This is a genomic window from Photobacterium sp. GB-210 (assembly GCF_003026075.1).
GTDB lineage: Bacteria > Pseudomonadota > Gammaproteobacteria > Enterobacterales > Vibrionaceae > Photobacterium.
In genome coordinates, this window is the sequence record NZ_PYNU01000003.1 from 202,563 (window position 1) to 214,025 (window position 11,463).

Consider the following 11,463-nt stretch of genomic DNA (forward strand, 5'->3'; position numbering starts at 1 on the left):
GTACTAGTTAGATTGTGAGCTGAATTCAGAGTTTTTATCTTTATTTAAATTTTTTATTACATTTTTATTTCAATTCGCGGTAAAAATATATATTGATAAAAATAATAATAACTATAAAAACAGGAATTAAAAATGAAAATAAAACATAAGTTAATGGGGCTCAGTGTTATCTCTGTTATCGCTTTAGTTTCTGTACTTGCTATGAGTAAACTAGCTAACGACAGAGTTGAAACTATCGGTCATGTGGTGCAAGGGATAGGTCAACTAGAAGTAACATTGCTTAACTTAAGGCGTAATGAAAAAGACTTTTTGATGCGTAAGAACTTGAAGTATCGCGCTAAGTTTCAAAATAATATCAGTTTATTCAAGCAACAACTCTCTCTCTTAAATCAAGAGTTATCCGATCTGTCTATCGCTGTTCCTGAACTTGATAAATTGCCTGTTGCGATGACAAATTACCAGCAAAAAATGATGGCGTTAATTTCAGCCTATGAGGTGCAGGGCTTAGATACTTCGCAGGGTAAATACCGCACCTTTTTATCTTCTTCTGAAAAAATCAATCAGTTAGTGGTTGAGAAAGACATCAATGCGCCAGCATTATATGAACTTATTCAAACGGCTAAGTTGTTTGTTCTTACTGGTGATCCTGAATACGCCACGTTATATCAACAACAGTTGGCGAAGAATAACGCCCAGTTTATGGCTGATTATGGCAATGCATTTAGTGTTTTTACCGCCGCTGTTGAGGCTGTATTACAACAAAAAATGATTATTGGGCTCAGTTACAACCAAGGATTACGAGGAGATATTCGCACTCAATCCCATTTGGTTGAAAAGACATTTGCGACTGTTAGTGAGCGGTTGACGCAGCTGATTGATGAGCAAAAACAAAAGATTATCGCGATAACCAGTGTGGTTGTAATTATAATTATAGCGCTATTACTTGGCTTATCGTGGGTTATTAGTATGTCGATTCAACGCCGGTTAACCAGTTTAAGTTCGTTAATGGCTCAAATTGCAAAGAGCCATGATTTAAGTTTACAAGCAGATCAAAGCGGTAATGATGAATTTAGTCAAATGGCTCAAAATTTTAACTATCTATTAGCACATTTACGTCAGTTGATTGGAAATGTAAAAGCCGCTGTAGAGCAACTAAGCGATGCATCAGGATCATTACAGCAACGAAGTCGTGATACCGAAAAGGCAATGAAACAACAACAAGAAGAGACTAATTCTGTTGCCACTGCTATTACTGAAATGGGCATAACTATCCGTGAAATATCAAACAATACTGAAGTGGCAGCTGCGAATGCTGAGCGTAGCCAGCATATTGCACAAGAAGGTATTGATGAAGTGAGCGCGACGAAGGATCGTATTCGTTTATTGGCCGTGAATTTAGAAAATACCAATGGGGAAGTCGAAAGTTTATCGAGTTTATCTGAAGAAATTGGCTCAGTATTAGATGTAATAATGTCGATTGCAGAGCAAACGAATTTATTAGCATTAAACGCGGCAATTGAAGCGGCAAGGGCTGGGGAGCAAGGTCGAGGTTTTGCGGTTGTTGCTGATGAAGTTCGTTCTCTGGCATTACGTACACGCCAATCGACAGAAGAAATCACAACCATTATTAGTTCGTTACAGCGGCAAACAGATCAAGTAGTAACGCATATTGTGGATTGTCGCGAGCAGGGCGAAGCCAGTGTAGAGCAAGTTAATAGTGCTGAGCATAAGATTGCGAGCATTATGTCAGAAATGCAGCAAATTATGGATATGAGTACACAAATAGCGACTGCTGTGGAGCAGCAAAGTATCACTTCTGAAGATATTACGGTGAACATTACTTCTATTCGAGATATTACAGAAAACAATTTTCAGGTTGCTCATCAAAATGCCGTGGTAGCAAATGTAGTGGCAGAGCAAGCCGAAGAATTAGACAAAGCTATTACTGGCTATAAAGTGTAGTGGTTGTAACGAAAAAATCCCGACATTTGGTCGGGATTTTTATTGAAGCTGGCTACTGGTAACTTAGCGATTTTCAGGTACTAATACGGTGGGTTTGGCATTTTCGTCTAACTCTGGGTAATCCAGGGTATAGTGAAGACCGCGGCTTTCTTTTCGCTCAATAGCACAACGAATGATGAGCTCAGCAACTAATACAAGGTTACGTAGTTCAATTAAATTGTTTGAAACTCGGAAATGGCTGTAATACTCGCTAATTTCATTTTTCAGTAACTCTATTCGGTGCATGGCACGTTCAAGTCGTTTGGTTGAACGGACAATACCGACATAATCCCACATAAATAAACGTAATTCGTGCCAGTTATGTTGGATAACGACTTCTTCATCCGAGTTACTTACTTTACTTTCATCCCATATTGGTAGCGCTGGTGGTATGACAATGGTATCCATTTTTGCTTGAATATCTTTTGCTGCTGACCAAGCATAAACCACACACTCTAGCAGTGAATTTGATGCCATACGATTGGCACCATGCAAGCCTGTGTAACTCACTTCCCCAATAGCATATAAGCCATCAATATCCGTTTTACCTTTTTTATCAACCATAACGCCACCACAGGTATAGTGAGCGGCGGGAACAATAGGAATAGGCTCTTTCGTGATATCAATGCCGTAGCTTTGTAGCTTTTCATCAATCATCGGGAAGTGTTTTTTAACAAAGTCTGCAGGTTTATGACTGATATCAAGGTACATGCAGTCAGCGCCTAAACGTTTCATTTCATAGTCGATGGCACGGGCAACAATATCACGAGGCGCGAGCTCTGCACGCTCATCAAATTCAGGCATAAAACGAGAGCCATCAGGACGACGTAAATACGCCCCTTCTCCACGCAGTGCTTCTGTTAGCAAGAAAGTCTGGGCTTCAGGGTGGAATAAACAGGTTGGGTGAAACTGATTGAACTCAAGGTTTGCCACACGACAACCAGCACGCCACGCCATGGCGATACCATCACCGGAAGAAACGTCTGGGTTAGAGGTATATTGATAGACTTTTGAAGCACCGCCAGTGGCTAGAATAACGAATTTAGCCCCCAGTGTTTCTACCATTTCTTTATCACGATTCCACACATAAGCGCCTAATACGCGGTTTGATTCGGTATCTGGATTAAGTTTTTTTTCAGTGATTAAATCGAGCGCATTATGACGTTCTAAAATGGTAATATTGGGATGATTACGGGCTTGATCTTGAAGTGAGGTCTGCATTGCCATGCCTGTTGCATCAGCGGCATGGAGAATACGACGATGGCTGTGGCCGCCTTCACGGGTTAAGTGAAAACGAGGGTTATCATCACTATCAGATTCTTCACGATCAAACGGTACGCCGCCATCAATCAACCACTGAACACATTCTTTAGCATTCTCGGCAATAAAACGAACGACGTCTTTATCACATAAGTGGGCGCCAGCAATAAGGGTATCTTCAACATGTGAATCGATGCTGTCTGATTCATCAAATACTGCAGCTATTCCGCCCTGTGCGTAATAAGTTGCGCCTTCATTCAGCGGTCCTTTACATAACACGGTAACATTGGCAGAAGAAGAAAGGTGTAGTGCTAATGATAGGCCAGCGGCACCGCTGCCAATAACCAGTACATCGCAGTTATGTTGATGAATCTGATTCATACTTGATCTCATATCCTTTTGTTATCTGTCCGTATCCTAACAAACTCACGTCAAATTAGCATGAAAATTGTACGACAAATAAGTTTTATAGACGATTAAGTATTCAAATATATCGCATGACAATTTTTATACCTAGCGTCAATGCGCGAACGAATGGCGATAAAAGGTGAATAACAAAAAAGTTATGTCACGTAATAATCCTAAAACTTGTTATTAATTTTGCTTTTTTCACGCTGAAAAGCCCGTTAATATCGTGAATTAAGGTAAGATAGTGATCACTTATATACACCGTGCATAAGTCACAGTGATAAAAGAATTAGTAAAATAAGCCGAAATTATTTAATGGGCGTAGGAACTTTGCCATTATCCTCCGGTCATAAGTAGTGCTCATGCTCATAAATATTTCATAACTCAATGATTTGTTTAAGGTGACACTCGGCTTATTTCGCGTTACGACGCCGAACAAATCATGATATAGCATTTTTGATAGAGCACTAACACAAGTATTTGTGGCTTTATTTAGCTAATGCAATATTGAGTAAAGACAGATATAGGAGTACACGCTCGAATGAGCGAGCAGCAAACTGATCAGGTATTAATTGAGCGAGTACAGCGGGGAGATAAGCAAGCTTTCAACCTTCTGGTTATTAAATACCAGAACAAAGTTTGTAACCTTGTATCACGTTATGTCAGTAATTCTGGTGATGTACCAGATGTGGCGCAAGAGGCGTTTATTAAGGCGTACCGAGCGTTGCCAACATTCCGTGGTGAGAGTGCCTTTTATACATGGCTCTACCGAATTGCAGTCAATACCGCAAAAAACTATTTAGTCGCTCAGGGGCGTCGTCCGCCTGCATCTGATGTTGATGCAGAAAATGCGGAATACTATGAAAGTGGTAGTGCGCTGAAAGAAATTTCGAACCCTGAGAACCAAATGTTGTCAGATGAATTGAAGCGGGTTGTTTTTAGCACGATTGAAGCGCTACCAGATGATCTCAAAACCGCAATCTCATTACGTGAACTGGATGGTCTAAGTTATGAGGAAATTGCAGAGGTAATGGGATGTCCAGTAGGTACAGTTCGCTCTCGTATATTCCGTGCACGTGAGGCGGTTGAAAAACGTATCCGTCCTCTCATGCAGCAATAATGTTGCACCCAACGGTGGAAAAAATGGCTGATAAAGAAAAGATCTCGGCATTACTTGATGGCGAAGAGCTAGATCAGAGCATTATAAATGCGCTGACTGTTGACAAAGAAGATGAGCTTATATGGCGTGACTACACCTTAATTGGTGATGTGTTACGCGGTGATGCTCCGCAATGCAAAGAATGGAATATTGCAGCGAATGTCGCATTAGCGTTAGACGATGAACCTGCCCATTCAGTTGGACATACTGAAACACCCGTTGCGGTTGTTGCAGAGCCAATTTCGCAAGCAATTGAAGATCAACCAACACCATTTAAAGCCAAGCACACGTTACCGTCATGGCTTACTCAATTTGGCCAAGTGGCCGTTGCTGCTTGTGTCTCTTTAGCTGTTATTGTTGGCGTCCAGCAGTATGATAATGAAGATAATTCATCAGGTTCAACTAACAATGATGTGCCTGTGTTACAAACCATTCCGTTTACAGGTAAAGCGGAACCGGTAAGTTTAAATACCAATATGGCAAGCAATACAGATCGTGCACCAACTGAAGCGCAGTTGATGGAGCAACGTCGTCGTATTAACTCCATGTTGCAAGATTATGAGTTACAGCTGCGTTTTAATGCGCAAGACGGCAGCCTTGATCACTCTTTACTTAAACAACATAATTCTGTGGCAGATTAATGAAAAAGATTCTGGTCGGTGCGATAGCATTGGTCAGCTTGCTTTTGCCTCTCCAAGCCTTTGCTGAAGCTGAAAAGCCTTCGGCAGAGGCTTTGTTGCTTCAAATGGAGCAGGCAAGCCAAAAGCTGAGTTACGAAATATCTTACATTCGAGTAAAAAAGAACAGTATTGATACCTTGCGTTATCGACATGCGTTAGAGGATGGTCAAGGCTATAGTCATTTACTCTACTTAAGTGGCCCTCCTCAAGAAGTGATTCAACGCGGTAATGAGGTGAGTTACTTTGAGCCCGGTCTTGATCCATTCACCGTAAAAAGTGCAAAAATAGTGGCGCCTATCATGCCGCTTATGAAGGCTAATATTCAAGAATTAGCCCATTACTATGATTTCATTTCAATGGGCCGCGCACGAGAAGCGGGCGTTACCTGTGATGTTATCCGTATTGCACCAAAAGACGGCGAACGTTACTCATATTTAATATGGATTGATCAGCTAAGTCACTTAGTGATGCGTGCTGATTTATTAGATCGAAATGGTGATTTATTAGAGCAATTTCGCGCTGTTTCTTATGCGGTGAATCCGAAAGTGGCTGAAATGCTCAGCAAGTTAAAAACGGTAAAACTACCAGAAGTGGTAAAATTACCAGTACAAGAAAAAGCTAACCTTGATTGGAAAGTGTCATGGTTACCAGATGGCTTTAAATTAATTTCAGGCGATCGCCACCGCCTATTAATGACAGAGCGCCCGGTTGAAAGTCGGATGTACAGTGATGGTTTATTTAGCTTCTCTGTATATGTGTCTGATATTGATAGTTATGCGTTAAGTGGGCAACTTGTCCGTCAAGGTCGCCGAACATTGAGCAATATAGTTAAAGACAATAAAGAAATTACGGTTGTCGGTGATATTCCGCCACCAACAGCAAGACAGATTGCAGAAAGTGTCACTTTCGATAACACTAAAGGGACACCCAATAAGGCAGTAAAAGGTAATTAGTCATGATGCGCACTTTAGCGACAGTGACCGCTGTTGAAAAAGGAATGGTAACGGTAAGTTGCCAGCAACAAACAAGCTGTGGCCATTGTGCATCACGTGATAGTTGCGGAACAGGCATTGTAACGAAAGCAATGCCTGGTCGTGTCCATGATGTAAAAATAGCTACGCAATCGCCGCTTTCTATCGGGCAGGTAGTTGAAATCGGCTTATCTGAGCGAAGTATGTTAAGCTCTGCCTTATTGATCTATATGCTCCCATTGCTTTTTTTACTGTTAGGCAGTGCATTGGGGCAATGGGTATTTGTTGATTTAGCCAACAGTAACGAACTGGGTGTTATCAGTTCTGCTGTTATTGCGACAACGTTAGGATTACTGATTGCACGGCACTATGCCAAACGCTTAGAAGGTAATTCAGCGTATAAGCCAACCCTTATTCGAGTTCTCGGCGCACCGATTTCATCAGATAAGCTGATAAATGCCGCATCGAAAGATAGCGAGTAGCGTTTAAATTCGGTAGAATCCGACAACTTGATCGTAAGATCCCATTCATTTTAATCACGAGCTAGTCACGCCATTCATGAAGCACATTCGTAACTTTTCGATTATCGCACATATCGACCATGGTAAGTCGACCTTATCCGACCGTCTAATTCAAGTTTGTGGCGGCCTTTCTGATCGAGAAATGGCTTCACAAGTTTTAGATTCTATGGATCTTGAACGCGAACGCGGTATTACCATCAAAGCCCAGAGCGTGACGCTCGATTACACGGCTAAAGATGGTGAAACTTATCAATTAAACTTTATCGACACACCGGGACACGTAGACTTCTCATACGAAGTTTCTCGTTCACTTGCTGCTTGTGAAGGCGCATTGCTGGTGGTTGATGCGGGTCAGGGCGTTGAAGCTCAGACTCTTGCTAACTGTTACACTGCCATTGAGATGGATTTGGAAGTAGTGCCAATCTTAAATAAGATTGACTTACCTGCGGCTGAACCTGAGCGTGTAGCTGAAGAAATTGAAGACATTGTTGGTATCGATGCTATTGATGCTGTTCGCTGTTCAGCGAAAACAGGCTTGGGTGTTGACGATGTTCTTGAAAAGATTGTTGAAGCAATTCCTGCACCTGAAGGTGATCCAGATGCGCCATTACAAGCGCTAATCATTGATTCATGGTTTGATAACTACTTAGGTGTTGTTTCTTTAGTTCGTATTAAAAACGGTAAGCTAAAGAAAAATGACAAGATTAAAGTTATGACCACAGGTCAAATCTGGGGTGTTGACCGTTTAGGTATTTTCACACCAAAACAAATTGATACAACAGAGCTAAATACAGGTGAAGTTGGTTGGGTTGTTTGTGGTATTAAAGATATTCTTGGCGCACCTGTAGGTGATACTTTAACGCTGGCAAAAGGTGGTTGTGAAACCGCGCTGCCTGGCTTTAAGAAAGTGAAACCGCAGGTATACGCAGGTCTATTCCCTGTTTCTTCTGATGATTATGAAAACTTCCGTGATGCTTTAGGTAAATTAAGCCTGAATGATGCGTCATTGTTTTATGAGCCAGAAAGCTCGTCTGCGTTAGGTTTTGGTTTCCGTTGTGGTTTCTTGGGTATGCTTCATATGGAGATTATTCAAGAGCGTCTAGAGCGTGAATATGATCTAAACCTGATCACTACAGCACCGACTGTAGTGTATGAAGTGAAGAAAACAGACGGCACAATGTTGTACGTTGATAGCCCAGCTAAACTGCCAGCAGTGAATGATATCGAGATTATGGGTGAGCCAATTGCTCGCTGTAATATTTTGGTGCCAAGCGAATACTTAGGTAATGTTATTACCTTATGTATTGAAAAGCGTGGTGTACAGGTTGATATGGTTTACCACGGCAATCAAGTTGCACTAACGTATGATATTCCAATGTCAGAAGTGGTTCTGGATTTCTTTGATCGCTTGAAATCAACATCTCGTGGTTATGCGTCACTTGATTATAATTTCCAGTGTTACCAAGAATCAGACATGGTACGTGTTGATATTCTTCTTAATGGTGAGCGTGTTGATGCACTTGCTATCATTACTCACAAAGATAACTCACAATCTCGTGGTCGTGATGTTGTTGAAAAAATGAAAGAGTTTATCCCTCGTCAGATGTTTGATATTGCAATTCAAGCCGCGATTGGTACGCATATTATTGCTCGCTCTACCGTGAAGCAATTACGTAAAAACGTAATCGCTAAGTGTTATGGCGGTGATATTAGTCGTAAGAAGAAACTGTTGCAGAAACAGAAAGAAGGTAAGAAGCGTATGAAGCAGATCGGTAACGTAGAACTGCCTCAAGAAGCATTCTTAGCGATTCTTCATGTGGGTAAAGATAAATAATTATCTTTAGCTAGTAAGCTTCAAAACGATTAGAAAGTGCTTATTTATTAATTAAATGGCACTTTCTTTTACTCTGACGCTCTAAATGGGGCAGAGCAGATCAACATTCTTCTGTTGGTCGGGTTAAACATAAGGGATAACATGGCAAACACTTTTTCTTTGATTCTGGTACTAGCTACGCTAGTAACAGGGATCATTTGGGCACTTGATAAGTTTCTTTGGGCACCGAAGCGTCAATTAAAAATAGCTGCAGCAGCTGAACAATCCGGTGGTCAAGTTGATGCTAAAACGCTAGAAAGTGTTGCGCCACAGCCTGCATGGGTTGAATCAGCAAGTTCAATGTTCCCTGTCATTGCTTTGATCATGGTATTCCGCTCTTTTATTTATGAACCTTTTCAAATTCCATCAGAATCAATGCTACCAACTTTATACGTAGGTGATTTTATTCTGGTTGAAAAATTTGCTTATGGTCTACGAGACCCTGTTTTCCACGATAAAATCGTCAGTACAGGTGAGCCAAAGCGTGGTGATGTAGTGGTGTTTAAATTCCCACCTCAGCCAAAGATTGATTATATTAAGCGTGTTGTTGGCCTACCTGGCGATACTGTTCGCTACAGTGAAGATAAGCAACTGTGTATTCAACCTAAAGGTACTTCAGTATGTAAACCGGTTAAATTAACCGATATGACTGATAGTGACTTTAAGCAAGGAATGGCACGTTTAGTTGAGTTTAAAGAACAACTGGGTGATGTTGATCACCATATTCTGATCAACCCATTACGTCGTGATCGTCGTATGGCATATGAGCCTCGTCCTGGTATTGGTGAGTGGGTTGTACCAGAAGGAAACTATTTTGTTATGGGTGATAACCGTGACAATAGTGCTGACAGTCGTTACTGGGGCTTTGTGCCAGAAGCGAATCTTGTTGGCAAGGCGGTAGCTATTTGGATCAGCTTTGAGTTTGATCGACAAGCAGATAGTTTACTTCCATCTTGGATCCCTACCGGTGTACGTTTTAATCGTATCGGTAGCATTAAATAATCGAGAGAAAATGACAACTCCAGCGAATAGGCTTCAGCGCAAGCTGGGCTACCAATTTACTAATTGTGAGTTGATGACGTTAGCACTGACACATCGCAGTGCTAATGGCACCCACAATGAGCGCCTAGAGTTTTTAGGTGACTCTATTTTAAGTTTTGTTATTGCTGATGACTTATATCACCGTTTTCCTTCAGTGGATGAAGGTGATATGAGCCGAATGCGTGCAACACTAGTCCGTGGAAAAACATTGGCAGAGCTAGGTCGGGAATTCGAGCTTGGCGACCATTTGTTACTGGGACCTGGCGAGTTAAAGAGTGGTGGCTTCCGTCGCGATTCGATTCTTGCTGACTGTGTTGAAGCAATCATTGGCGCGATTTATCTAGATAGCGATGTTGAGCAAGTACGAAGTATCGTATTGGCTTGGTATAAAACTCGTCTTGATACGATTGAGCCAGGTATCAATCAAAAAGATCCAAAAACACGTCTTCAAGAGTGTTTACAAGGTCGTCGTTTACCGCTACCTGCATATACTGTAACTAAGGTACAAGGTGAAGCTCATAATCAAGAGTTCACAGTACAGTGTGACGTAACAGGTTTGGATAAACCTGTAATTGGCAAAGGCGGCAGTCGGCGCAAGGCAGAGCAGGCAGCAGCAGAACTTGCACTAAATCAGTTGGAATCATGACAGATAAACAACATTGTGGCTTTATCGCCATTGTTGGTCGACCGAATGTCGGTAAATCAACCTTGCTAAACCGTTTAGTGGGGCAGAAGTTATCTATTACTTCTCGTAAACCACAAACCACGCGCCACCGTATTATGGGTGTAGACACACGTGACGGCTATCAAGCTGTGTATGTTGATACTCCAGGATTGCACATTGAAGAAAAACGTACAATTAACCGTTTAATGAACCGTGCTGCAAGCAGTTCATTAACCGATGTTGAATTAGTATTGTTTTTAGTTGATGGCACTATGTGGACGGCTGACGATGAGATGGTATTAAACAAGCTGGCAAAGAGCCAGTTACCAACGGTATTGTTAGTGAATAAAGTTGATAACGTAAAAGATAAGCATGAGCTATTCCCTCACTTGCAAGAGCTTGCAAGTAAGATGGAGTTTGTTGATGTGATTCCGGTATCAGCAAAGCATGGTACAAACATTGATGCGGTAGAGAAAATCGTACGTCAGCACTTACCTGAATGTGAGTACTACTTCCCTGAAGAATACGTAACTGATCGTTCTCAACGCTTTATGGCCTCTGAAATTATCCGTGAAAAGCTGATGCGTTTTACGGGTGATGAATTGCCATACGCTGTGACGGTTGAAATCGAGCGATTCGACTACAACCCTGAAACCGATGGTTTCGATATCAATGGTTTGATTCTGGTTGAGCGTAAAGGCCAGAAGAAAATGGTGATTGGTAAAGGTGGCGATAAAATCAAAGTGATAGGGCGCGAAGCGCGTTTAGACATGGAAGACTTGTTTGAACGTAAAGTTTACCTTGAACTTTGGGTTAAAGTGAAATCAGGTTGGGCAGATGACGAACGTGCACTGCGTAGCCTTGGTTACATCGACGACTTATAAG

The 11,463-nt window shown here is 41.6% G+C and carries 10 protein-coding genes; 9 read left to right on the top strand and 1 reads right to left on the bottom strand.

What is annotated here, in order from left to right; translation table 11 throughout:
* The first annotated feature begins 132 nt into the window (after positions 1-132).
* Positions 133-1,962 (top strand): methyl-accepting chemotaxis protein, encoded by a 1,830-nt coding sequence (locus C9J38_RS08065; protein WP_107206619.1) that lies wholly within the window; start codon positions 133-135, stop codon positions 1,960-1,962.
* Positions 1,963-2,025: 63 nt separating this feature from the next.
* Here the strand turns inward: C9J38_RS08065 and nadB are convergent, their stop codons facing one another.
* A complete protein-coding gene (gene nadB / locus C9J38_RS08070) occupies positions 2,026-3,642 on the bottom strand; it encodes an L-aspartate oxidase (protein ID WP_107206620.1) in 1,617 nt (538 codons plus the stop codon).
* 568 nt (positions 3,643-4,210) lie between these two features.
* Between nadB and rpoE the strand changes: the two genes are divergently transcribed.
* The 8 genes from rpoE to era all read left to right on the top strand — a co-directional run bounded on the left by rpoE (position 4,211) and on the right by era (position 11,462).
* The gene (rpoE, locus tag C9J38_RS08075) at positions 4,211-4,789 is read left to right on the top strand and encodes an RNA polymerase sigma factor RpoE (RefSeq protein ID WP_107206621.1); all 579 of its coding nucleotides are present in this window, start codon (positions 4,211-4,213) and stop codon (positions 4,787-4,789) included.
* 23 nt (positions 4,790-4,812) lie between these two features.
* Positions 4,813-5,469, top strand: a complete 657-nt coding sequence (locus C9J38_RS08080) for an RseA family anti-sigma factor (RefSeq protein WP_199187045.1) — start codon at positions 4,813-4,815, stop codon at positions 5,467-5,469.
* Positions 5,469-6,461, top strand: coding sequence for a sigma-E factor regulatory protein RseB (gene rseB, locus C9J38_RS08085; RefSeq protein WP_107206623.1), 993 nt, complete (start codon positions 5,469-5,471; stop codon positions 6,459-6,461). Before C9J38_RS08080 ends, rseB begins: the two co-directional genes overlap by 1 nt.
* 2 nt (positions 6,462-6,463) lie before the next feature.
* A complete protein-coding gene (locus tag C9J38_RS08090; RefSeq protein ID WP_107206624.1) occupies positions 6,464-6,961 on the top strand; it encodes a SoxR reducing system RseC family protein in 498 nt (165 codons plus the stop codon).
* Positions 6,962-7,037: 76 nt separating this feature from the next.
* Positions 7,038-8,834, top strand: a complete 1,797-nt coding sequence (gene lepA, locus C9J38_RS08095; protein ID WP_107206625.1) for a translation elongation factor 4 — start codon at positions 7,038-7,040, stop codon at positions 8,832-8,834.
* 141 nt (positions 8,835-8,975) lie between these two features.
* Positions 8,976-9,875 carry a signal peptidase I gene (gene lepB / locus C9J38_RS08100; RefSeq protein WP_045150084.1) on the top strand — a complete coding sequence of 300 codons (900 nt, stop codon included), beginning with the start codon at positions 8,976-8,978 and terminating at the stop codon, positions 9,873-9,875.
* Positions 9,876-9,885: 10 nt separating this feature from the next.
* A complete protein-coding gene (gene rnc / locus C9J38_RS08105) occupies positions 9,886-10,560 on the top strand; it encodes a ribonuclease III (protein WP_107206626.1) in 675 nt (224 codons plus the stop codon).
* Positions 10,557-11,462: a GTPase Era gene (gene era, locus C9J38_RS08110; RefSeq protein WP_005371444.1), complete on the top strand. Its 906-nt coding sequence runs from the start codon at positions 10,557-10,559 to the stop codon at positions 11,460-11,462. Before rnc ends, era begins: the two co-directional genes overlap by 4 nt.
* Position 11,463: the final 1 nt, after the last annotated feature.

What these genes read in the sequence shown, in the direction of transcription:
- C9J38_RS08065 (WP_107206619.1), top strand. Translation starts at nt 133, where the DNA reads ATGAAAATAAAACATAAGTTAATGGGGCTCAGTGTTATCTCTGTTATC.
- nadB (WP_107206620.1), bottom strand. Translation starts at nt 3,642, where the DNA reads ATGAATCAGATTCATCAACATAACTGCGATGTACTGGTTATTGGCAGC.
- rpoE (WP_107206621.1), top strand. Translation starts at nt 4,211, where the DNA reads ATGAGCGAGCAGCAAACTGATCAGGTATTAATTGAGCGAGTACAGCGG.
- C9J38_RS08080 (WP_199187045.1), top strand. Translation starts at nt 4,813, where the DNA reads ATGGCTGATAAAGAAAAGATCTCGGCATTACTTGATGGCGAAGAGCTA.
- rseB (WP_107206623.1), top strand. Translation starts at nt 5,469, where the DNA reads ATGAAAAAGATTCTGGTCGGTGCGATAGCATTGGTCAGCTTGCTTTTG.
- C9J38_RS08090 (WP_107206624.1), top strand. Translation starts at nt 6,464, where the DNA reads ATGATGCGCACTTTAGCGACAGTGACCGCTGTTGAAAAAGGAATGGTA.
- lepA (WP_107206625.1), top strand. Translation starts at nt 7,038, where the DNA reads ATGAAGCACATTCGTAACTTTTCGATTATCGCACATATCGACCATGGT.
- lepB (WP_045150084.1), top strand. Translation starts at nt 8,976, where the DNA reads ATGGCAAACACTTTTTCTTTGATTCTGGTACTAGCTACGCTAGTAACA.
- rnc (WP_107206626.1), top strand. Translation starts at nt 9,886, where the DNA reads ATGACAACTCCAGCGAATAGGCTTCAGCGCAAGCTGGGCTACCAATTT.
- era (WP_005371444.1), top strand. Translation starts at nt 10,557, where the DNA reads ATGACAGATAAACAACATTGTGGCTTTATCGCCATTGTTGGTCGACCG.